At 39.8% G+C, this 23,309-nt stretch carries 23 protein-coding genes; 19 read left to right on the top strand and 4 right to left on the bottom strand.

Going from position 1 to position 23,309, the window contains the following annotated elements:
• Positions 1-10 precede the first annotated feature (10 nt).
• From BM386_RS10185 to BM386_RS10175, 3 genes are read left to right on the top strand one after another with little or no spacing between them, the layout of a single operon-like run.
• Positions 11-556, top strand: coding sequence for a DUF1599 domain-containing protein (locus BM386_RS10185; RefSeq protein ID WP_091693386.1), 546 nt, complete (start codon positions 11-13; stop codon positions 554-556).
• Complete coding sequence (locus tag BM386_RS10180) at positions 549-1,649, top strand: BT_3928 family protein (RefSeq protein ID WP_091693383.1); 1,101 nt, start codon at positions 549-551, stop codon at positions 1,647-1,649. The genes BM386_RS10185 and BM386_RS10180 overlap by 8 nt, the downstream gene beginning before the upstream one ends.
• 2 nt (positions 1,650-1,651) lie before the next feature.
• Positions 1,652-2,182: a shikimate kinase gene (locus BM386_RS10175; RefSeq protein WP_091693381.1), complete on the top strand. Its 531-nt coding sequence runs from the start codon at positions 1,652-1,654 to the stop codon at positions 2,180-2,182.
• Here BM386_RS10175 and BM386_RS10170 read toward each other — a convergent pair.
• Positions 2,172-3,677: an OmpP1/FadL family transporter gene (locus tag BM386_RS10170; protein ID WP_091693378.1), complete on the bottom strand. Its 1,506-nt coding sequence runs from the start codon at positions 3,675-3,677 to the stop codon at positions 2,172-2,174. The genes BM386_RS10175 and BM386_RS10170 overlap by 11 nt on opposite strands.
• 176 nt (positions 3,678-3,853) lie before the next feature.
• The gene (locus tag BM386_RS10165) at positions 3,854-5,179 is read right to left on the bottom strand and encodes a hypothetical protein (RefSeq protein ID WP_091693376.1); all 1,326 of its coding nucleotides are present in this window, start codon (positions 5,177-5,179) and stop codon (positions 3,854-3,856) included.
• A 122-nt stretch (positions 5,180-5,301) separates the two neighbouring features.
• Here BM386_RS10165 and proS point away from each other — a divergent pair, with 122 nt between their 5' ends.
• The 3 genes from proS (at position 5,302) to floA (ending at position 8,362) form a co-directional block, all read left to right on the top strand.
• A complete protein-coding gene (gene proS / locus BM386_RS10160; RefSeq protein WP_091693373.1) occupies positions 5,302-6,783 on the top strand; it encodes a proline--tRNA ligase in 1,482 nt (493 codons plus the stop codon).
• Between the two features lie 99 nt (positions 6,784-6,882).
• Complete coding sequence (locus BM386_RS10155; protein WP_091693370.1) at positions 6,883-7,341, top strand: NfeD family protein; 459 nt, start codon at positions 6,883-6,885, stop codon at positions 7,339-7,341.
• 28 nt (positions 7,342-7,369) lie between these two features.
• On the top strand, positions 7,370-8,362 hold the full coding sequence (floA, locus tag BM386_RS10150) for a flotillin-like protein FloA (protein ID WP_280141007.1): 993 nt from the start codon (positions 7,370-7,372) through the stop codon (positions 8,360-8,362).
• A 12-nt stretch (positions 8,363-8,374) separates the two neighbouring features.
• On the opposite strand, the gene BM386_RS10145 is transcribed toward floA, so the two are convergent.
• Positions 8,375-9,940, bottom strand: coding sequence for a WG repeat-containing protein (locus BM386_RS10145; RefSeq protein ID WP_091693364.1), 1,566 nt, complete (start codon positions 9,938-9,940; stop codon positions 8,375-8,377).
• A gap of 94 nt (positions 9,941-10,034) precedes the next feature.
• On the bottom strand, positions 10,035-11,300 hold the full coding sequence (gene hemA / locus BM386_RS10140; RefSeq protein ID WP_091693361.1) for a glutamyl-tRNA reductase: 1,266 nt from the start codon (positions 11,298-11,300) through the stop codon (positions 10,035-10,037).
• Positions 11,301-11,494: 194 nt separating this feature from the next.
• Between hemA and BM386_RS10135 the strand changes: the two genes are divergently transcribed.
• The 13 genes from BM386_RS10135 to BM386_RS10075 all read left to right on the top strand — a co-directional run bounded on the left by BM386_RS10135 (position 11,495) and on the right by BM386_RS10075 (position 23,298).
• Positions 11,495-12,178 carry a ComEA family DNA-binding protein gene (locus BM386_RS10135; RefSeq protein ID WP_091693359.1) on the top strand — a complete coding sequence of 228 codons (684 nt, stop codon included), beginning with the start codon at positions 11,495-11,497 and terminating at the stop codon, positions 12,176-12,178.
• A 43-nt stretch (positions 12,179-12,221) separates the two neighbouring features.
• Entirely contained in the window at positions 12,222-12,695 is a 474-nt protein-coding gene (locus BM386_RS10130; RefSeq protein ID WP_091693356.1) for a type I restriction enzyme HsdR N-terminal domain-containing protein, read from the top strand.
• Between the two features lie 51 nt (positions 12,696-12,746).
• Positions 12,747-13,460 carry a Crp/Fnr family transcriptional regulator gene (locus BM386_RS10125; RefSeq protein WP_091693354.1) on the top strand — a complete coding sequence of 238 codons (714 nt, stop codon included), beginning with the start codon at positions 12,747-12,749 and terminating at the stop codon, positions 13,458-13,460.
• A 36-nt stretch (positions 13,461-13,496) separates the two neighbouring features.
• On the top strand, positions 13,497-14,009 hold the full coding sequence (locus BM386_RS10120) for a rhodanese-like domain-containing protein (RefSeq protein ID WP_091693351.1): 513 nt from the start codon (positions 13,497-13,499) through the stop codon (positions 14,007-14,009).
• Positions 14,010-14,097: 88 nt separating this feature from the next.
• Complete coding sequence (locus BM386_RS10115) at positions 14,098-14,862, top strand: DUF547 domain-containing protein (protein WP_091693349.1); 765 nt, start codon at positions 14,098-14,100, stop codon at positions 14,860-14,862.
• Between the two features lie 51 nt (positions 14,863-14,913).
• Complete coding sequence (locus BM386_RS10110; protein WP_091693346.1) at positions 14,914-16,266, top strand: NAD(P)/FAD-dependent oxidoreductase; 1,353 nt, start codon at positions 14,914-14,916, stop codon at positions 16,264-16,266.
• Positions 16,263-17,807, top strand: coding sequence for a 4Fe-4S binding protein (locus BM386_RS10105; RefSeq protein WP_091693343.1), 1,545 nt, complete (start codon positions 16,263-16,265; stop codon positions 17,805-17,807). The genes BM386_RS10110 and BM386_RS10105 overlap by 4 nt, the downstream gene beginning before the upstream one ends.
• A complete protein-coding gene (locus BM386_RS10100) occupies positions 17,808-19,274 on the top strand; it encodes a cellulose synthase family protein (protein ID WP_091693341.1) in 1,467 nt (488 codons plus the stop codon).
• 4 nt (positions 19,275-19,278) lie between these two features.
• Positions 19,279-19,971 carry a glycosyltransferase family 2 protein gene (locus BM386_RS10095; protein ID WP_091693337.1) on the top strand — a complete coding sequence of 231 codons (693 nt, stop codon included), beginning with the start codon at positions 19,279-19,281 and terminating at the stop codon, positions 19,969-19,971.
• Positions 19,972-20,099: 128 nt separating this feature from the next.
• Positions 20,100-20,390 (top strand): hypothetical protein, encoded by a 291-nt coding sequence (locus BM386_RS10090; RefSeq protein ID WP_091693334.1) that lies wholly within the window; start codon positions 20,100-20,102, stop codon positions 20,388-20,390.
• A gap of 103 nt (positions 20,391-20,493) precedes the next feature.
• Positions 20,494-21,372, top strand: a complete 879-nt coding sequence (locus tag BM386_RS10085) for a hypothetical protein (RefSeq protein ID WP_091693332.1) — start codon at positions 20,494-20,496, stop codon at positions 21,370-21,372.
• Entirely contained in the window at positions 21,369-22,712 is a 1,344-nt protein-coding gene (locus tag BM386_RS10080) for an MptA/MptB family glycosyltransferase (RefSeq protein WP_139235884.1), read from the top strand. Before BM386_RS10085 ends, BM386_RS10080 begins: the two co-directional genes overlap by 4 nt.
• The gene (locus BM386_RS10075) at positions 22,702-23,298 is read left to right on the top strand and encodes a hypothetical protein (protein WP_091693326.1); all 597 of its coding nucleotides are present in this window, start codon (positions 22,702-22,704) and stop codon (positions 23,296-23,298) included. Before BM386_RS10080 ends, BM386_RS10075 begins: the two co-directional genes overlap by 11 nt.
• Positions 23,299-23,309: the final 11 nt, after the last annotated feature.

Genomic DNA, 23,309 nt, shown 5'->3' with positions numbered 1-23,309 from the left:
TTAAAAGACTTTGGAGACGAAAACGAGTAACGAATATAAGGAAGTTATCAGCCGTTGTAAAGAACTATTTCGTAAGAAGACTATAGATTATGGTACAGCATGGAGGATTTTTCGCTTACCGTCAATTACCGATCAGATTTTCATCAAAGCACAGCGAATAAGGTCAATTCAAGAGAAGGGAAATCAAAAAGTACATGATCCAATAGAAGATGATTTTGTAGGGATTATTAATTATTGCCTGATTGCTTTACTTCAAATCAGTTATTTGAAAGATGAGCGAATGGAGATTCCTTTTGAAGAATTGGAGCCTGCCTATGATCATTGGGTGGATGAAACCCGTGGCCTGTTGGAAAATAAAAATCATGATTACGGTGAAGCTTGGCGTGAAATGCGGATAAGCTCGATTACAGATATTATTTTAATGAAATTGCTTCGTACCAAACAAATCGAAGATAATCAAGGCCAAACCTTGGTATCTGAAGGTATTGAAGCTAACTATCAGGATATGATCAATTATGCAGTGTTTTGTTTGATTAAATTAAACTACCATGGTTAAGCAAGGGTTTTTGTGGGTTATTCGGTTTCTTGTCGGAGGCCTGTTTATTTTTTCCGGACTTATTAAAGTCAATGATCCGGTGGGCACTTCTATCAAACTGGAAGAGTATTTTGATGTGTTTTCTAATGACATCGCTGGGTTCTTTGCTTACTTGAAGCCTTTTGCATTAGAGCTTGGGATTTTCTTGGTAGTTCTCGAAGTAGTCCTTGGGATAATGTTAATCCTGGGAGTCCGAAGTAAGTTTACAGTTTGGGCGCTAAGCCTTTTGATCTTGTTTTTCACATTCTTAACGTTCTACTCGGCTTATTTCAATAAAGTGACCGATTGTGGTTGCTTTGGGGATGCAATTAAATTGACTCCGTGGGAATCATTCTATAAAGACTTGATTCTCTTAGTGCTGATAGCAATTCTATTCTTGTTTCAGGCGGATTTGCCTAGAAGTTCTCCTCGCTGGGCTAAAATAGTCGCGATGTCAGCATTGATATTGTCTTTTGTTCTTGCAATCACGGCAGTTCGAAATCTTCCATTTATTGACTTCAGAGCTTATAAAGTGGGAGTTAATATCCCTAGGAATATGCAGCCTTCCGCCACTCTTGAGTATTCTTATGTGATGAAAAAGGGTGATGAGCTGGTGACTTTTGATCAATATCCTTCTGATGAAAGTCTGGAGTTTATAGAAATGAACTTGAAGAATCCTGATGCATTACCAAAGATTTCTGACTTCGCAGTGTGGAATGATGAAGGTGATTTTTCAGAAGAAGTTTTCACCGGGAATAAAGTATTGATTCTGGTCAGTAGCATGGCAAAAATAAGTGAGGCCAATCTGGATGAGATTGACCAGTTGGTTAAATCGCTTTCCGGATCTCCAGTTCAGCCGGTTTTTGTAGCGGCAGCATCTCAAGAAGAAATTAAAAATTTTACTTCAACTAGAGGCTGGGATGTGCTTTCACTTCAAGCCGATGCAACAGTTGTAAAAACTATGATTCGATCTAACCCAGGCATTATGGTTTTAAAAGATGGGGAGGTACTGGCCAAGTACCACCATAATAATACTCCTGAAGCTACTGATGTGTTAGATTTTTTTATGAAGTAGAAATGGGGAAGGAACTCAAAATAGTTTTGGTGGGGCTACCAGGATCTGGGAAAAGTACCTTTGGAAAGCAATTGGCTTCCGAGTTAAATTTCCCTTTTTATGACTTGGATAGCTTGATAGAAAGTAGATTTCACATGAGTATTCCAGAGATTTTCTCCCTTCATGGTGAGGGCGAATTCCGAAAAAGAGAGTCGAAAGTACTTCAAGAATTTTTAGATCGAGATGATTCTTTTGTTTTAGCTTCTGGAGGTGGTTGTCCTTGTTTCAATGATAACATGGATCTGATAAGTGAAAAAGCAGTGTCAGTATATCTGGATGTTCCGATTGAAGAGATTTCTATTAGACTTCGCATGTCAAAGGCTCAAAATCGGCCAATGTTTATGGATCTTGATCAGGCGGGAATTGCCCAGAAGTTAAAAAGTCTGCTAGTGGAAAGGGATTATTTTTACAGGCAATCAAAAATAAAGCTCAGCGGTGAAGATTTCTCCGCTGAGCTTTTGGTGTCTGAGTTGATTCGTTTGCTTAAAAACTGAGACCTATAGTAAGCACCCCATTGATGATATTGTTTCTGATTTCTGTTATCGGGCCTATATTTGATCCTTGTGCATCTAGTACCTGGTAGCTACTATATAGGGTATTAAACTTATCATTGACTAGTGCAAAATCAATGTTAAACTTATTTAGTTTAACACCCAAGCCCCCAGTGATTTGCTGCGAGCTACGGTCGTAATCTGAATTTGCAATAGGGTCTCCATAGTGGCCATACCCACCTCTAAGGCGGAAATTATTGATGCGATACTCTGCCCCAAACCTGAAGTTGATCGTGCTACCGTACAGGTTTCGAATTTCTAGATTATCTGGACCTTCATCAAAATCATTTGAATTTAGTCTGGCAGCACTATAGTCCACCCAATCAACATCTGCTGAAAGGAAGCCGTTTTTACCTAAGAAAACTGTGGCTCCTCCTCCGATTTTAAGTGGAGTATTTAGACTATATGAACTAATAAACACATCTGTAAAATCCTCTACTTGTCCAAGTACAATGTCCTCAGGTTCATAAGTGTAATTGTCGTAATTAGCTAGCATACTGGCATTGTATTCATCATTTAAAGCATACCAGGTTGGTGTTTGTAGGGTAAAACCAAAGTTTAGATAATCTATGGGTTTATAGATAACTCCCAAATTCACATTCACCCCGCCGCCGTTTATAAATAAATTTTCTTGCAGGTTGGTATTAATGAGAGGTCCTTCAGGAAATTCTTCATTATAAATCTTTCTTGAACTGTAATTCAACGATCTAATTCCTAGAGATCCACCGATGAATAATTTATAGTTGAAATTGGCTCCGTATGCAAAGGTAATCTGACTGGAACTCCCTTCTTGGGTAACATTCTCATCCTGAAATGGCGCAATAAACCCATTGATAGGTTCATATTCGCCTACGATTGCATTTCCATTACTATCTAATCGTGGGTTTATTTGATAGGTATTATACGCCATACCTGTTAGACCAAAATTTGCAACTTGATTTTCTGGAAAACCATTAGCATCCTGTAAGTAAAAATCGATAATGGAAGTTTCTCCTAATTGATCTGAGAAGTAACCATATTCAGTATTGAAATTAGCTATTCGTTGAATGCTTATTCCAAATGAGCCTCCCTTGAATGACCCTCGATCAAATTCGCCTTTAGGATTAGCGATCACGAAGCTTACATTTGGCAAGGAGAAATTTGTCGTATTATAGTTTCTATCTTGACCTAAGTAAGTTGTTTCTACACCCCAGTCTGAATATCCGAGTGAGACACTACCTTCTGAAGATCTAAAAAAGCCAAGTCCTGCTGGGTTTCCAGCGATATTGGAAACGTCACCGCCAAGTGACCATTGGGTTCCGCCCACTCCCATTATTCTCGCGGAGCCAGCGGGTTTAACAAGACTGAATCTGTAAGCATCTTCGTAATACCCGCTTTGAGCGAATAGTGATGAAGTTGAAATTAAGCATAGGGATAAAACCAGAATGGATATTCTCATTTAGATTTGATTTGGGTGTATGGGATAAACGTAATTAGTAGATGAAAATGTTGCCAGATCTTCTTTTTCTTTCTTCAAAATTACTCAATAAAAGGATTTTTGTGAGGGGAAGAAACGGCTAGAAACAACTAAGGCAGTGAATACACTGCCCTATAGTTGTAATATGCTTTGATTAATTAATTTCCTCTTCCACCTCTTGAGCTTCCACCTCCGCTACTTCTTGTAGCTCCACCAGTTGAACCTGAACTTCTACTTGGAGCACTCATAGTAGGAGAACTGCTTCTCATTGGTGTAGTCCTAGTTGGAGTTACTGTTCTTGTATTTGTATTACCTCTATTATAGGATGGAGACGAAGATCTTGAAGGTACGTTGCTTCTGTTATAAGATGGACTCATAGATCTTGTGCTTGGATAAGAAGATCTTACAGAACTAGGTCTTCCTGAATTAATAGATCGAGAATTTGTAGTCCCTACACTAGGTCTAGCTGATGGCATGGCACTTCTAGTTCTAGAACCTGATCTATCCATAGCAGCTGAACTAACGTTTCTACTATTTCCTTGACGAATACCTGAATTGTAATAATCATTTTGAGAGGAACTGAAATCTCTTGCTGTTACTCTTGAATTATCAGAATTTGAAATTAATCGTCTTGAGGAAGAACCATTATTTAAAACGTCTCTTCTCGCTTGAGCTCTAGCTGTACTTGGCTGAAGCGCTGCGGAAGAAACTCCTGCACCACGCGGAGATGCTGCAAGGGATGATCCACGAGTTGCTCTAGCACCTCTTACAACTCTTCGGTCACCATATTCTCCACCTGGAAGTACATAAATTGGATTGCCAGGATAAACTGGAATACCGTATATAGGATATCCAAATCCGCCCATTCCATACATTGGCATACCCCAAGGGCTCCATGGGTCATAAAATCCTCCATAGCCAAAGCCTGGTCTCATGAAAGGACTACCGAAGCCGAAACCGAATCCAATGCTCATACTAAACCCAGGTCTGAAACCATATCCCATGTATGGATTGTAAAATCCACCAATGCCCCATGGACTCATGCCGTACATCATACCCATTCCCATATTCATGCCCATGTTAAAGGCCATATTGGAATTGAAATTTGATCCGGTGTTATTTACTCGATAATTATCGTATGCATTGATATCAGCATTATCTGATTCAACAGACCCTTCATCAAAATAAACCACATCATCTTCAGAACTGAGATCTTTTGATTGATATCTTGCGATATAATCTGGATTCACATTTCTCGAACTGAAGCTTTCTTGTGGTAAAGCCTCATTAGATGTGGAAGAAAGGGTTTGGAATTGCTCCGGATTGTTGTTTTGAACAGCATACTCGGTAGCAACCTTAGCATCTGACGCCATGAAATATAAGTTGTCAGAAGTATCTGTAGTAGCTAATTTATTAGTGCTACAAGAAGCCAAGACAGCTGCTCCGAGGATAAATGATGATGTTTTGATTAAGGAATTCTTCATAGTAGAAGTTTAATAGTTACTTTCTTATACGGGTACCTGGGTGAAGGGTTATACTTTTTACTTTATATTTGCCCCGCATAAGTTAGCAAAAATAACTATAATCTGTATCTCAACCAATCACAATGAGTAAAGGACTACCTAAGAGAAGCGAGGATTATTCGCTTTGGTACAATGAATTAGTGAAAAAAGCCGATTTGGCAGAGAATTCAGCCGTTCGAGGTTGCATGGTGATCAAACCTTACGGCTATTCTATATGGGAAAAAATGCAAGCTGAGCTAGATCGCATGTTCAAAGAGACCGGTCATTCGAATGCCTATTTTCCGCTTTTTATTCCAAAATCATTTTTGAGTAAAGAAGCTAGCCATGTGGAAGGCTTTGCAAAGGAATGTGCAGTAGTTACGCACTATAGATTAAAAAATGCTGAGGATGGCAGTGGAGTAATAGTTGACCCAGAAGCAAAATTAGAGGAAGAGTTAATCGTTCGTCCAACATCAGAAACTGTCATCTGGAGTACTTATAAAAATTGGATTCAATCTTATCGAGACCTTCCGTTACTAGTTAATCAATGGGCAAATGTCGTTCGTTGGGAAATGAGAACCAGGCTTTTTCTCCGAACTACAGAATTCCTTTGGCAGGAAGGACATACTGCTCACGCTACTAAAAAGGAAGCTGAAGCAGAGACATTGCAAATGATGAATGTTTACGCCCAGTTCGCTGAAGACTTCATGGCATTGCCCGTTGTCAGAGGCAGGAAAACTGAGACGGAGCGTTTCGCAGGAGCTGATGATACACTGTGTATAGAAGCGATGATGCAGGATGGAAAGGCGCTACAGGCAGGAACTTCTCACTTCTTAGGGCAAAATTTTGCAAAAGCTTTTGATGTGAAATTCGCTACCAAAGAAGGTGGACTGGATTACGTTTGGGGTACTTCTTGGGGGGTAAGTACACGGCTAATGGGAGCGCTGATAATGGCTCACTCCGACGACAATGGCTTAGTATTGCCTCCGAAATTGGCACCTATACAAGTAGTGATTATTCCTATTTATAGAAAGGATGAGGAATTTGATGCAATCACTGAGAAGGCGAATGAAATCATGACTGAGCTTCGCAAAGCTGGGGTTTCAGTGAAATATGATAGCCGAGATACTTACAAACCAGGTTTCAAATTTGCAGAGCATGAATTGAAAGGGGTTCCATTGAGAATCGCGATTGGGCCAAGAGATTTGGAAAATGGCACTTTAGAAATAGCAAGAAGAGATACGCTTACCAAAGAGCAATTTGAATTGGCTTCTCAACCTATCTCTGAGAAGATAACAGCTATGCTAGAAGAAATTCAAGCTAGCATTTACTCAAAAGCTTTCAATTTCAGAACTGAAATGACTACTGAAGTCAATTCATGGGATGAGTTTAAAGAACAGCTGGAAGAAAAAGGCGGATTCTTATCTGCGCATTGGGATGGCACCGCTGAGACAGAGGAAAAAATCAAGGATCTCACAAAAGCGACGATACGCTGTATTCCTTTGGATAGAAAAGAAGAAGCAGGTGTTTGTGTCTTTTCAGGCAAACCCTCCAATGGTCGAGTCCTTTTTGCAAAAGCCTACTAATCAACAAGCCCGGATATTTCCGGGCTTTTTTTGGTTTATTTAGTTAGGGGTAACAAGGAAACTTGTATTTTAGACACCTATTCTTTTTCTATAAAGTCTATGACCATCTTAGTTCTATCAAGTCTATTAATTATCGGCCTAGTCCTTTTACTGGCAGAGGTACTATTTGTCCCGGGTACTACTGTTGTCGGGATCTTTGGTATGGTGGTGAGTCTGGCAGGAGTAGCCTATGCCTTCCTGAGTTTTGATTCCGAAATAGCGTGGTGGATTACTTCCATCGCCGTGATTCTTAACCTTGCTGCCATAGTCTATGGATTTAACTCTGGAGTTTGGGATCGTTTCTCACTTAAATCAGCAATGGAAGGAGGGGCTTTCGATGGTAGAACAGATGCTTTACAGGTTGGAATGCCAGGAAAAGCAATTTCAGATCTTAAACCAATTGGAAAAGCTAGCTTTGGGGAGGTCATTTATGAAGTAAAGTCTGAAAATGGATTTATTCCAGTAGAGACAGAAGTCACTATTATAAAAATTGAAAACAATAAAATTTTAGTAAAATAATATGGAGGCACTAGACCCATCAAGTTCAATGTTTATTCTCATAGCAGCCGTTGCGGGAATTGTCTTACTTTTCATCTTCTTATATTTTGTGCCAGTTAACCTCTGGATTACTGCACAATTTTCGAATGTCCGAGTAGGAATAGGAGAGCTAATCGGAATGAGAATCCGAAAAGTACCACCAAGTATTATTGTCAATTCGTTGATCACTGCCACTAAAGCGGGATTGCAGTTGACTACAAATGATCTGGAAACACACTACATGGCAGGAGGTAATATTCCCAATGTAATTAGAGCATTGATTTCAGCTGATAAGGCTAATATTAACTTGACCTTCAAGCAAGCTACCGCAATTGATTTGGCAGGTAGAGATGTGTTTGAAGCTGTTCAAATTTCTGTTAATCCAAAGGTTATCAATACACCTAATGTTGCTGCGGTGGCAGCAGATGGGATTCAGTTGATTGCAAAAGCTAGAGTTACTGTTCGAGCTAACATCGCGCAGTTAGTAGGTGGAGCAGGTGAGGAAACCATTCTTGCCAGAGTAGGTGAGGGGATCGTTACCTCTATTGGTTCTGCAGCTACACATAAAAGTGTGTTGGAAAATCCTGACAAAATATCCAAGCTTGTTCTACAAAGAGGTTTGGATGCTGGAACGGCTTTTGAAATTCTTTCTATTGATATCGCAGATATCGACGTGGGAACAAACATTGGTGCGAAACTTCAAATTGATCAGGCTTCTGCAGATCTAAAAGTTGCTGAAGCAAGAGCTGAAGAGAGACGTGCAATGGCTGTCGCTCTGGAGCAAGAGATGAAAGCTAGAAATGTAGAAATGAGAGCGAAGGTAATTGAAGCTGAGGCTGAGGTTCCAAAAGCTTTGGCGGAAGCTTTTAGAAGCGGGAAACTCGGTGTGATGGATTACTATAGAATGGAAAACATCAAGTCAGACACCTCCATGAGGGAATCAATTGCGAATCCGGATTCGGAATCAAAAGACTCCTCAAAAGGGAAAAGTGATAAGAAATAAATAAAGAGGGGTTTAGGCCCCTCTTTTGTTTTTCTTGCTTGGTTCTTCTATAATTTGAATCACGGTTGGAGTGAAGCTGTTTTTAGTGAAAATCTTATCATTTGCCCAATCAACAAGGATTTTTTCATAGGCTACTGGAATGATAATTTCCCCAGTTTCATTAATTACTCCAGTTAGACCATCTTTTTGAACTATCACAAAATCCTTTCTCTCTCTGCGTAATCCTTCAAATTCAGTTGGGATCACTTCCTTAGCTTCGCTGTCAAGAAGACCGGATTTACCCGATCTTTCAACCATGAAAAATCCGTCCGTAGTGCGATATATATCATCAAACCCTTCAGTGTTTAAGGTCGTTCCAAAGGTGTTTAGTAAGAAGTATTTGCCATTAGCTTTAGCAATAGCTAGGCCTTTCTGAAAAGGTTTTATTTCTTCCCAAGAAGCATTTGCTACTTGCTCACCGGATGAGTTTATTACCCCCCAATTATGCGTATTACGATAGGCAGCAAAATTTTCTGAAAATAGAGTTGTTTCAGCATATTGAGCTGGAATCACCCAAGTTCCTGCAGAATTCACAAATCCAAACGCTCCATTTGAACTAGCTGGGAAAAGTCCTTCGCTGCCATTTTTTATTTCTTCCACTTCCAGCATAGGTTGAACTAGCCAGCCCTTTTTACCCAATAATCCTACTTTTTCGTCGCGGAAATACACATTATAAAGATCTTTACCGACTTTTTCCACCTTGGTCATACCCACATCATCTAGTAAAATACCATCGTCTTCCATCACACGACGCAGCTTGCCGTGAATGTATTCCAGCATGATATCATTTTCAAAAGTGATCTTGTGAAATGAGTTATAGCGGATATTCGACTGAATGTCGTTTCCTTCGATCAGCAAGTACTGATCTTGGTTAAAACCGTAATAGAAATTACCATGGGTATGCTGTAATGTCTCAATAATTGGATCCAGAACATAATCACCCTCTCTATTGATCAAGCCAAATCCACTTGGCTCTTTTGCCAAAACAAACTCGCCATCATTATCCGATAGAAGTTCAAAAGTCTTGTCAGGGTTCGTTGATAAAGGCATAGAATACTCATCTCCTTTACGAATGATGATCAGCCCAGTATTAGTAATCTTTGCTTCATCCAATTCTCCCAAATAGGTTGTTTTGTTGAAACCTCTTTGAAATAGCCAGTACTCATTTCCTTTGCTTGCCAAAAGCATATTGAAGTAGGTCTGAATTTTTTCATATTCCAAAGGCAAAACCTGCTGCCCATATTCATGAAATGCACCGATCCCATTTGGTCCTTTCACCAGAATCCAAGGCTCTAAATATTGGTAGATTTCCGTTCCCACCAACGAAACAGCGGGTTTAAAATCATTCGATAAAAGCGAAAGCTCATTGCCTCTTTTACCAATTCTTACAGTTTCGCTTAGGAGATCGATTTCATCGTAAATCAAACGCGATTGAAGCTGAAGCTGTGTGTTGTAAACTTCCCAAGACTGGGCAGTGGAAGTTTCAGAAATAAAAAATGTAAGAATGAAGCTTACGAGTAGCGTAAAGTTTTTATTCATTTATGTGTAGGTTATTCGGAATGGCCTTAAAGGTAAAATGACCAAAGGTTTGATTCAATCCTTTGGTCATTTTTATTAGATATTGTAGTGCTTGCTACTCTGTTTTTACTTTTTCCAGATCAAATAGATCAGAGATAATTTGGATCATTTCCTCTGCCTGATCGCGCTGGCAAGCTGCGCGAAGTTGTACCACGGGTACTTTAAGGACCTTCTGCATCATGCTTTTCGTGATTTTGTCGATCACGGCATATTCCTTTTTATCTGCGTTTTTCATAAATCTCGCCATTTCCTCCTGACGGATTTGCTCCAGAGACTGCTTGAGCTTATTTATAGTAGGAGAAGCTATCATTTCCTTTTTCCAATCGAAAAATTCCTTGATTGTTTCTTCTATGATTTCTTCCACCTTTGGGACGGACGCAAGCCTTTTCTCAAGTGTTTCAGAAGCTTTGCTTCGAATATTGTCCACATTGTAAAGTACTACTCCGGGGACATCTTCTACGGAAGTTTCTATACTTCTCGGTACAGAAAGATCTACGAGTAGCTTATAGCTATTGATCTGAAATTTCCTCACCAGCTCCTTAGTAATAAATGGCTCAGAACGCTGAATGGATGAAACGATAACATCAGCTTCTTCCATAGCCTCAAGACAATTTTCAAAAGGAACTACCTCAAATCCCATTTCCGCTGCAATAGTTTCCGCTTTAGACAGGGTTCTGTTAGTTATCTTGACCTTTGCATTTGGCAGGTGAACCATATTCTTGGCCACATCTTCTCCAATTTCGCCAACTCCAATAAGTATTATTCTTGGTTCGAACGTATTCGAAGTTAAGCTTTCGATTAATTCTATTGCAGCATAGGATAAGGAAGCGGCACCATCTCTGAAAGCCGTTTCCTGCACGATACGCTTATTGGTGAAAAACACCGTATGCATCAATCTATGAAGGAAAGGTCCCGTCATATTCAAATCAGCAGAGGCTTGATAAGCTCTTTTTACTTGATTTGAAATCTGGATATCACCTACTACTTGGGCTTCCAATCCCATCGAAACTCGGAACAAATGCCTGATCGCGGCTTTGTCGTCATTGATGATTTCAAAATATTCAAGATAGTTTACGATATCAGCCAGACCATTTTCAAGTCCTATCAACTTGATTATCTCTGTGCTGATGTCCTGATCGTGGCTGTAGTAAACTTCAGTCCGATTACAGGTAGAAAGGATCAACGCATCATTTAAGCTAAAAAAATCCTTGATTTTCAGTAGGATACCATGTACCGCCTTTTCGTCCAGAGAAATTATCTCACGGATTTGAACGGGTGCATTTTTATGTGATAAACTGAGTGCTCTAAATTTGACTTGCATCATGCTTAAGCTTGAACTGCAAATTTAACAGACAAAGACCCGGGAAGTGTTCATTTCAGGAATCTATCTGGTAATTTGTAATCTGTCTAAATAACTATTCGCTTTTACAATGCAATACTAAGACCTATTGATTTAAAGATCCAATACTATTAACTTATGTGTTATTGATAGGGTCTATCACTTTTTGGAATATTATGAAAGCTAGATTTTTGTATTGGCTGAAAGTTTACCTGGGGTTTTCTCGCAAAGAGTCAAAAGGCTTTATTATGCTTATCCCAGTTTTGCTAGTTATTGTAATCATTCAGGTCGTTTTGAAGGAAATCAAGACAAACAAAGCGGAAAGTTTCCATCTTCGCTACGTGCAAAAAATAGACAGCCTAGAAGCTATCGGAATAACACTGGTGAGTTCGCCTCATCCTGTATTCAACCCCCAAGACACAATTATAAACAAGTCAAATTCCAAGCAACTGGAAAATTTGAATCGAATACCCTTTTCTGAGGCTGACTCTGTTACGCTGCAAATAGTGCCAGGGGTTGGTCAAAGCACGGCGAGCCGAATAGTGAAGTTTAGAGAAAGTCTTGGTGGGCTGCACAGCAAAAGTCAACTTATAGAAGTTTATGGATTGAAACCTGAAACGATAGCTGCGATTTGGGAATATTTTGACTTTACTCCGTCTATTTTCCGGCAACTAAAAATCAATGAAGTGGAAGTGGATGAGTTGAGGAATCATCCCTATTTTAGCTATGCAGAAGCTAAAGTAGTAGTTGCTTACAGAAAGCAACATGGAAATTATAAGTCTTCGGATGATTTGAAGCAAATCAAGATTTTCAAACAGGAATGGATCGATAAAATATCACCCTACCTGGACTTTCAGTAGTTGTTTCAAAATCATATTTCTAAAATTTCCCCATCTTTGATCCATGGATTCCAATCTGGATCAGATACAATTACCCAAACTCAATTTGCCGCATTTCGAGCCTCAACTTCAAGAAAAGGAGGGGAAGATGTGGATTTTTGATTCGCTTCGCAAAAAACAATTGGTCCTGACCCCTGAAGAGTGGGTTAGGCAGCATTGGATCAATTTCCTGATCAACCAGTTGAAATTTCCCAAGGGACTTTTGGCAATGGAAAAGGGGCTACTTTATAATAAACTACTCAAAAGGACTGATTTGGTGGTCTGGAATAAAAGTGGGAACCCTTACCTGCTTATTGAATGTAAAGCTCCCAAAGTGAAGTTGACACAAAAAACGATCGAACAAGCCTGTATTTATCACAAGGAATTAAAAACTCCTTTTCTGCTTATTAGCAATGGCCTGCAGCATATTTGCCTCAGTTTTGATGGCAATAGTGAAAAGTTTACCCAAGAGAAAAGCTTTCCTGAACCTCCAGTTTAAATCCTGTAGTGTAAATTTGAACTACTCCTATCTGAAATTACCTCTTTTGATATGTCTAAATCTTCTTCTTTGAATCCCTGTGATCTTTGCGCCAGCCGGAAATTTTCTATGTTTTCTGAGCTCACTGATGAGCAGGCTTGCAATATCTCAGACAACAAGAATATGATTTCCCATCGCAAGGGGCAAATGCTTTATTACGAAGGTGCAAAGCCTCTTGGCGTATTTTGCGTGAATTCTGGGGTGATTAAAGTGTTCAAAACCGCTTCAAATGGAAAAGAACAGATTATTCATTTGGAGAAAAAAGGTGGGCTTTTAGGCTATAGCGCATTACTTGGTGAGGAAAACTACACCAATTCTGCCATGGTGATCGAGGATGCCAAAATCTGTTTTATTCCTAAAGAACCATTTCTAAAAACGTTGATCAGCAGCGGACCATTTTTCAAAAGACTCACTAAAGCACTTTCTCATGAAATAGGGGTGATGGAGGAGAAGTTGGTAGATGCTTCGCAAAAGAGTATTCGTGAGAGACTGGCTTACTTACTTTTGCAATTGGCGAATTCTTATGGGTTGGATGGTGGAGATCAACAACAGATTGATTTGGTTCTCAGCCGGGAGGAAATTGCCAGCTTGATTGGTACGGCTACTGAATCTGTGATCCGGCTTCTTTCTGAGTTTAAAAAGGATAAACTGATTGAGTTGAAAGGGAAAAAGATTGTCATTCTTGATAAAAAAGGGTTGATAAAGCTTTCAGATTTTTATGCCTGAAATGAACAGCTTGATGCGTTTTCGAGTTGTGGCAATATGAATGCACCTAAAAAGACTCACTTCTTTTTTGTTTTAATATTCCTCATAAGTATTTGTGGCGTTTCACCCGAAGCTGTTGGGCAGTCCACCGCTTATAAAGCATTATTATCTACACTTTACGATTCTGATTTTCCCGTAGTCAAACCTGCTGAACTCACAGACTTGAGTAGTTATCAGGTGGTGGATACCCGGGAAAAGGAAGAATTTGAAGTCAGTCATTTGCAGAATGCGATTTGGGCCGGCTACGATACTTTTTCTATGGAAAATGTAGCAGAGTTGGATAAGAATCAACCGGTTTTGGTTTATTGCACGGTAGGAGCCAGATCACAGGAAATCGGTAAAAAGTTAAAAGAGGAAGGTTTTAAAAAGGTTTACAACCTATACGGCGGCTTGATAGAATGGGCGAATGAGGAAAAGCCGATTTATCACGGAGACTCTCTGACCAATCAAGTTCACACCTATTCCCGTTCTTGGGGCATCTGGCTGACCAAGGGAGAAAAGGTTTATTAACCGAATTTTGGTCTCGCACCCGACCAAATCTTATTTCTCTACATCTTTACTTAGCCTCTGATCGTAAATCAGTTCAAAACCCTTTCTCATGAAAACTATTAAAACCCATATTCTTCTCTTTTTGAGCATCATACTTTTCAGTTGCCAAAGTTCGGTTCCCGGAATGGCGGGCACCACTCCGCCAAGCCATAAATCCTGGAATGAATTGCTCAAAGCAAATGTGAGCGCAGATGGAATAGTGAATTATAAAGGATTTATTAAAGAAAAAGCGAAGTTGGATGCCTACTTGGAAAGTATCAGCGAAAATGCTCCAGATAGAAAAACTTGGTCAAAAGACGAGCAGCTCGCTTATTGGATCAATGCTTATAATGCCTTTACGGTGAAGTTAATCGTAGATAATTATCCAGTAGAAAGTATCAAGGACTTGGGTCCAAAATTGAAAATCCCATTGATCAAGGATGTTTGGCACTACAAGTTTTTCAAAATTGGCGGTCAGGAATCTAGCTTGGATGAGATTGAGCATTCCATTTTGAGAAAGGAATTTGAAGAACCGAGAATCCACTTTGCGATCAATTGTGCTTCCGTTTCCTGCCCGCCTCTGTTGAATGAGGCTTTCGAAGCGGCTACTATTGAGTCACAATTGAATAAGGTTGCCAAAAGGTTTATCAATGACTCTTCCAGAAATAAAATCACCCCAAACTCAATTCAGATTTCTTCCATTTTCTCCTGGTTTAAAGGTGATTTTACGAAGAATGGAAGTCTAATTGACTTTTTGAATAAGTATAGCAATGTTAAAATTAAGTCCGATGCAAAAGTTTCACATTTGGATTATGATTGGAATCTGAACGAATAGAACCAAGTTTTTGGTAAATTTCAATTTGAGTCTTATTTCAACCCCCGCCCAATGAGTTCAAATCGCCATGTAGTCATCATCGGCAATGGAATAGCAGGAATTACCTGTGCTCGACAGCTGAGAAAACTTGATGATTCGGTCAGGATTACCGTGATTTCAGGAGAATCAAAATACTTTTTTTCCAGAACTGCCCTGATGTATGTATTCATGGGGCATATGAAATTTGAGCATACTCAGCCTTATGAGAATTGGTTTTGGGAGAAAAATCGAATCGAACTAAAAGAAGAATGGGTAAAATCAATCGACTTCTCTACCAATAATCTGCTTTTCCAATCGGGTGAAAATATGAGTTATGATGATTTGGTGATTGCCACAGGATCCAAGCCTAATAAATTTGGTTGGCCGGGAGAAGATCTGCAAGGTGTACAAGGTTTGTATTCCAAACAGGATTTGGAGCTCATGGAGGAAAACACCAGAGAGGTGCAGCGAGCTGTGATCGTTGGTGGAGGATTGATTGGGATTGAGATGGCGGAAATGCTTGCTTACAAGAAGATTCCGGTGACTTTTCTAGTTAGAGAATCGGGCTTTTGGAGCAATATATTACCAAAGGAAGAATCAGAATTGGTGGGACGTCATATTCGTGAACATCACATCGACTTGAGGCTGAATGAGGAATTGGAAGAAATCATCTCCGATCCAAATGCCCGAGTAAAAGCTATCCGAACCAAGTCAGGAGAAGAAATCCAATGTCAATTTGTTGGGCTCACTGCCGGAGTAACTCCAAGTATTGATTTTCTCAGAAATACAGATTTGGAAGTCAATCGTGGTGTGAAGATCGATTTTGGTTTTAGAACCAATATTCCACATGCGTACGCTATTGGTGATTGTGCGGAATTTCATGAGGCTCCAGCTACCGACCGCAAACAAGTCGAGCAGGTATGGTACACTGGTAGAATGCATGGCGAGACGTTGGGATACATTTTATCAGGTAATAAGGTCACTTACAAACCTGGGATTTGGTTTAACTCTGCCAAGTTCCTGGATATAGAATATCAAACCTACGGGACAGTTCCAGCAAAGTGGGATACCGAAAACGTCAAATCCTTTTATTGGGAGCATGCTGATGGAAAAGTGGCTTTTCGTATGCTGATGGATCTGGAAGGAAAGATTCTTGGCGTGAATAATTTCGGTTTTCGCCTGAGACATGAGTTTTTTGATCAGGCCATCAAAGAAAAGTGGGAGGGTTCCAAAATGATTTCCAAACTGGACAAAGCGAACTTCGATCCCGAGTTTTTCGCGCCTTATTACATAGAAGTCCAAAAGGCTTTCAAGAGTCAATTCGGGGGAGAATTTAAAGTTTCCAAGAAGACATTTATCCAAAAACTATTCGGAGCAAACGTATGAAGGTAATTCAAAGTTTAGGTATTCTGTTGTTTTTGATTGGCTTGACCATATTCACAGTGATGCCTTTTTTGGGCAATTACACACTTTCACAAGAGTTGGTTTTGGCCAATACCAAGGAGATTCACCAAGAGAAAATGGCTGAAATTCTCAAGCCTATGTATGGAGAAACTTACGCTACAAACTTTTCCTTTATTTCTGCTTTCAACGAAAATTTCAGCGCCTACAATGATGCGTTAAAGGACGAGTCCAAATGGGATGAAGTTATTTGGGATGACTATAGCTTTCCCTTGGCGCAAAGTTCTCTGAGTAGTCCAGTTCGGGATAATCCTTGGCTTTTCTTCGGTTTGTCCATAGGACTTGCTGTGCTAGGTGGTTTGATGTATAATCTTCCAAAACATCAAGACGAGCCTGCAGGAGTTAAAAACAATGGAATTTTCCATTCTTCCATGAAAAACCGGGGTTGGATGGGAATGATTACAGGGGCGTACCTGATTCTTTTCTACATTATTTTGTATTGGTTCCCAGCCTATATCGTGAACCAAGTGTGGATGGTCACGCCTTTAAGCATGATTCTGAGTGGCAATCCCGCTAGTCAATGGTTTCTCTACGGCACGATTTACACGCTGGCGATTATCGTGATGGGCGTTAGGATGTTTAGAAAATACAAGGGTAATAAATACCAGCAATTACGAACTGCATCGGTGATGTTCTTCCAAACAGCCTTTGCTTTCTTGATTCCAGAAATACTCGTTTTGCTGAATCAACCCTATTTTGATTTCAAAAACATCTGGCCACTTGATTATGATTTTTTCTACGATTATCAGATTGCAACATTTTTGAGTTCGGGTGGAGTAGGGATGTTTATGTTGATTTGGGGGATATTACTGATCGTGATCGGAGTGCCTACTTTTACTTATTTCTTTGGGAAAAGATGGTACTGCTCCTGGGTTTGCGGCTGTGGAGGTTTGGCTGAAACAGTTGGAGACCCTTACCGCCAACTTTCTGACAAGTCTTTGAAAGCTTGGAAATATGAGCGCGTGATTGTTCATAGTGTATTGGTTTTGGCTGTGGTGATGACTGCGTTGACGATCGCCAATTACTTTTCCGGTTTCGCACTTTTGGGGAACGCAACGAACCAATTACATTCGTTCTATGGTTTTGCGATTGGTTCGGTCTTCGCAGGCGTAGTCGGAACGGGCTTTTATCCATTCATGGGCAACCGAGTTTGGTGTAGATTTGGATGTCCTTTGGCTGCGTATTTGGGATTGGTTCAACGGTTCAAATCCCGGTTCAGAATCACCACCAATGGAGGTCAGTGTATCTCCTGCGGGAATTGCTCTACGCATTGCGAAATGGGAATAGATGTTCGCTGGTATGCGCAACGGGGTCAGGAAATCGTAAGAGCAAGTTGTGTGGGATGTGGAGTTTGTTCTTCTGTTTGCCCTCGTGGGGTGCTGAAATTAGAAAATGGCTTGACAGAAAACCGAATCAATGAAATGCCAATAATCATTGGAAATGATTCCATCAAGATAAATGCGTAAATGATCTTCTTATATATTTTGATTGGGATTTATGCCCTGGGAATGCTGTTTATTTTCCTTTACAGCCTTGCTCAAGGGCATTTGCTTTTGAGCTTTCTTCGTTCAAAAAAGCACATGAAAGATGTAGCTCATGAAATCCCGGAATCATGGCCAAAAGTCACTATTCAACTTCCTGTTTACAATGAACTGTATGTTGTTGATCGCTTGTTGGACTCGGTTGCCAAGATGAATTATCCGGCAGATTTGCTGGAAATCCAGGTCTTAGATGACAGCACCGATCAGACGGCTGAGTTGATTCAGCAGAAAATCCAGGAGTTCCCAAATCTAAATTTCAAATACATTCATCGTATTGATCGAACTGGCTTTAAAGCCGGAGCCTTGAAAGAAGGCTTGGCAAAAGCCAGCGGAGAATTCATTGCGATTTTCGATGCGGATTTTGTTCAGGATCCGGATTTTTTACAAAAGACCATTCCTTATTTCTCTTCAGAAAAAGTTGGAATGGTGCAAACGCGATGGACACATTTGAATAAAAACTATTCCCTGCTGACGCGCTTGCAAGCTTTTGCATTGGACGCACATTTTCTGATCGAGCAAATCGGAAGAAATAGCCAGCATGCCTTTATCAATTTCAATGGAACCGGTGGTATTTGGCGGAAGTCCTGCATCATTGATGCTGGAGACTGGCAAGACGACACGCTCACTGAGGATTTGGATTTGAGTTACCGCGCGCAGCGCAAAGGTTGGGAGTTTGTCTATAGACCGGAAATAGAATCTCCTGCTGAGTTACCGCCAATTATGTCGGCAGTGAAGTCCCAGCAATTCCGCTGGACCAAAGGAGGTGCGGAATGTGCAGGAAAGCATGCTCGGGCAGTTTTGGGGGAGGATTTCTCGCTTTCTACTAAGTTTCATGCAATGGCGCATTTGTTCAATAGTAGCATTTTCATTGCAATTCTACTGGTGAGTTTAAGCAGTATTGGCGTGTGGTGGGCGGGATTGCAGGGAATGATTTCAGACGATTTATTTAGAATTGCCGGGCTATTTATGATAGGTTTTGTAATCATAGCTGGCGTGTATTTAGTGGCTTATTTCTACGAAAAGAGAAGTTTTCTCAGAAGCCTGATCCAGGCAATTTACATGTTGCCGCTTTTTCTTTCAGTTTCCATGGGTTTGGCCTTGCACAATGCTCAGGCAGTTTGGGAAGGGCTTTCTGGTAAAAAATCACCTTTTATCCGCACCCCAAAGTTCAATCTGGAAGGAGGTTCCGGCCTTGAAAGCAATCCATATATCAAATTCAAAATCCCGGCTACTACATGGATGGAAGGAGTCTTAATGCTCCTGTTTTCAGCCATGGTCGGGCTTCATGTTTATTGGGGTACTTTCGAGATGCTACCTTTTCACCTGATGCTTGCGGTAGGGTATGGCTTGGTTTTCTTTTCTTCATTTAAAGCTTATAGTTTAGGTAAATAGTCTAATGCATAATCCTCCAATTATTGATGTAATTATCCCTGCTTACAACGAGGAAAAGTCCATTCCAAAAGTCATTGGTGATATTCCAGCTTTAGTGAGAAACATCGTAGTTGCCAATAACAATTCTACAGATGGCACCGGAAAAGTTGCTGAAGCCGCAGGAGCGAAGGTGGTTTTCGAGCCTCAGAAAGGCTATGGAAAAGCTTGCTTGACTGCTATGGATTGGATTAAAAAGCAGAAAGTTCAGCCTGATATTGTTGTATTTTTAGATGGGGATTACAGTGATTATCCGGAAGAGTTGTTGGATTTGATACAGCCTATTTTGGATGATAAAGCAGACATGGTCATAGGGTCCAGAGCCTTGGGCGAGCGGGAATCCGGCTCGATGACTTTTCCTCAGGTCTTTGGAAATTGGTTGGCAACGACTATGATGAAGTACATGCAAGGAGCCAAATTCTCTGATTTAGGTCCTTTTAGAGCGATAGTTTGGTCCCGGTTATTGGATTTGAAAATGATCGATCAGAACTTCGGTTGGACAATAGAGATGCAGATCAAAGCCCACAAAGCTGGCCTCCGATACACTGAAGTTCCTGTGAATTACCGCAAGCGAATAGGAATCTCTAAAGTCAGCGGAACGGTAAAAGGAGTTTTTGGGGCTGGATATAAGATTATCTATACGATTTTTAAGTATTGGTGAGTTTGAGAAGTAAGTAGCAAGACTTAAGTATCAAGATAGGTGAGTTTATACTTAATAGTCATTAAAATTAAGATCGACAATACGATAAGTTTCGATACAAGTAGATGTGTTTTGTAGCCAATTAAAAAATGAAAGAACTAGAAAAAATCCAAGTATTTGCGGACGGAAGGACATCTCCAGAAGTTAATTCAGGTGTGCCAATACTATTGATTCAGGATGGAATTGTTCAAGTAGGAAGAATCCATCTTGGAGAAGCATATGATTTTAATATGGAGATTGAACACCCAATAAATCAATCAAAATTAGATCCAATTGCGACAAAGATAATAAAGAGCGAACAGCCCGAATACTTAAAAAGTAAAGTAAGCATAATTGTTTTCTGTCCAGAGAAAATTTCGGACATGATGAAATGGGATTAAGAAATAATCTTAGCCTAGATTCCACGATACTATCGTTTAGTGGTATTTTAATCAGTAAGGTGTCAGGGAGTCGGTTACTATAGATTTTAGTAATTTTATTGTTATGAAAAATTTATTCAATCTCGGTCTGATTCTCTTCATATTTTCTTCCTGCAATCCCACAGGCCGAAAAGCCATTAATGAGGAGCAGTTTGCTTCTCATTGGTATCAGGGCAAAGCTGAGATAAATGTGTTTGATCTGAAGCAAATGCGCTATGGAGAGGAGCGGGAAGGTAATGCCGTGATGATCTTTGTGACGGAGGATTTTTCGAAAAGAAAGCAAGTGAAAGTAGACGATCCTTCAGCTGCAGGAAAGGGTGCTATCAAGGTGATGAAACTGAATATGACCCGTGATTTTGTAACGGGCGTATATCCATATCATACCATGCTTTCTGTTTTTACTCCAGTTTACGATGATATTAATTCTCCAAAGATCACTGCTTCAATGACCGAATGGTGTGGACAGTCATTTGCGCAGTTCAATTGGAAAAACAACAAATATCAAATCAATCTTTTTTCTTACTTCGAGGCAGAGGGCGATCAGGAGTTGTCAATTAGCGCTATGGCTGAAGATGAGATTTTCAATTTGATCCGACTTAATCCGGAATTGCTCCCTACAGGTCATACTAAATTAATTCCAAGTTTGATTTTTAACCGCTTCACGCACATACCCCTGGATTCTGAAAGTGCTGTGATTTCCAAAAGGAAATCAGGTGGAAATCAAGCGGAAGTGGAGGTTATTTATTCGGAGATCGGTAGAAAGTTGCTGATCAAATATGTAGACGCTTTTCCACATGAGATCATCTCTTGGCAGGAAACTCAAAGTAAGGAAGATGGTACGGAAGAAGTCACTATCGCAGTTCGGAAAAAAGTACAGATGATGGAATACTGGCAAAAAAATGGACTTCAGGATGAGTCGCTTCGCAAAAGCTTAGGACTTTGAGTAAGCAGCTTAATCGGCGATTAATTCCATTGATTTGGCTGGTTATGGCAGTCGGGTTTTCCTATTTGGCTTACTATATTCCTAGAGAAAATTTCTGGCAGTCTTTCACGATTTACAGCTTTCTTTTTGGAGGAATGCTTGTTCTTTATTTTTTGAACGAACAGTTAAAATGGCAATGGATTTTTGTCGTAGGATTACTAACCCGTCTTTCTTTACTACTCGCAATTCCCAAATGGTCTGACGATTATCCACGATTTCTTTGGGATGGGGAATTGGTAAAGATGAACCAAAATCCATACCTGGAAACTCCTGAGTCCTGGCTTCAAAATCATCCAGAAAGTGCAAGCCCTTATTTGGAAGATCTCTTTGAAACGATGAATTCACCGCAGTATTTCTCGGTTTATCCGTCTCTGAATCAGGCGATTTTCTATTTTTCCGCAAGGGGAGCTAATCTTGATGCAAAAACAGGAGTTCTAATTCTACGAGCGATTTTGATCCTAGGAGAGATTGGAGTTTTCTTTGGTTTGCTGAAGCTATTCCACCATTTCCAACTTCCGGAAAAAAGACTTATCCTTTACTGGCTGAATCCCTTGGTTATTATGGAGGTCACAGGAAACCTTCACTTTGAAGGTTTGGTATTATTGCTTTTGCTAGCTTCTCTTTTTGCGCTGAGTAAAAACAGAAATGCGCTATCAGGAGGATTTTGGGGGCTTTCGATTGGAATGAAACTGCTGCCGCTGATGCTGATTCCAACATTTTTTTCTTTAGAGAAAACCAGAAAATCCATAGCTTTTTGGATAGGATCTGCTCTTGCGCTAGTTCTAAGCTTTGCCTGGCTTTTGATCGATGAATCCTGGGTTCATTTCCTTCAAAGTATAAAGCTATATCAAGGGAAATTTGAATTCAATGCTTCTATCTATTACCTGCTTAGGGAAGTTGGATTTTGGGTGAAAGGATATAATATCATTGGAGAAATTACCCCGATTTTAAGTGCAGTCACTTTGCTTGGGATTCTCTATTTTTCATGGAAAAGGAAACCCGAAAACCTTCCCAAACTCACAGATCTATGGGTTTTAATCTATTTGTTTTATCTGATTTTGCAGCCTGTAGTTCATCCATGGTATCTGATTCCTGCTTTTGGCTTGAGTTTATTTACTCATAAAAAAGCCTTCTTAATCTGGACTTTCGCGGTCATATTTTCGTACCAAGCCTATGGAGATCCGAACTATCAAGAAAGCCCAATTTTCCTTTTCTTAGAATATTTCATTCTCTCAATTGCAGTTTATTGGGATTATTTTAGAAATATGGATGATCTGAACACATCGACAAATGGTAGCTGAAGAAAAGCAAAACAGAATTACTGGGTATGACGTTGTCGCTATAATCTCAGGGTTAGGAATAGTTGGTTGGATTATAACTGACTTTTTTGGAGGAATGATTATTTGGATGTTTTCTTATGGCGTAATAATTTCTTCAATAGTTCTTCTATATGTTTTCTCATTTTTAGATACTTTAATTTCCTTGTTTAGAAAGGGAAAGGCGACCAGCAAAGTAAAACTTGTAGCTCACGGGACAGTACTTCTGGTAATTCTCGGATTCAATTTATACCATTCTGAACTTTTCAAATCGAAAAGTATAATGATTGCATCTTTGAAAGATGATCTCTTTTATTACCGCTTGATTTTTAGAGAAAATGGGAATGTTGAAAATCAAATTAATGGTTTCTTCGGCTTTTCTGAGACTTACCACGGGAAATATAAAATTGAAAAAGACTTGATAATATTCAGTGAAAAACCTTATGATAATGATTTTATTCCTGACACCCTTTTGATTGACAAAAGCCAGAATGCACTATTTATGGAGAAGGATTCAAATGGTGATTTTCGAACCGAGAAAAATTGGTTAAACCACTTTGAAATTGAATGAAAAGGTAAGGA

The organism is Algoriphagus locisalis, from assembly GCF_900116615.1.
In the GTDB taxonomy this organism is placed as follows: Bacteria; Bacteroidota; Bacteroidia; order Cytophagales; family Cyclobacteriaceae; genus Algoriphagus; species Algoriphagus locisalis.
This window is presented reverse-complemented; position numbering and strand designations above follow the sequence as displayed.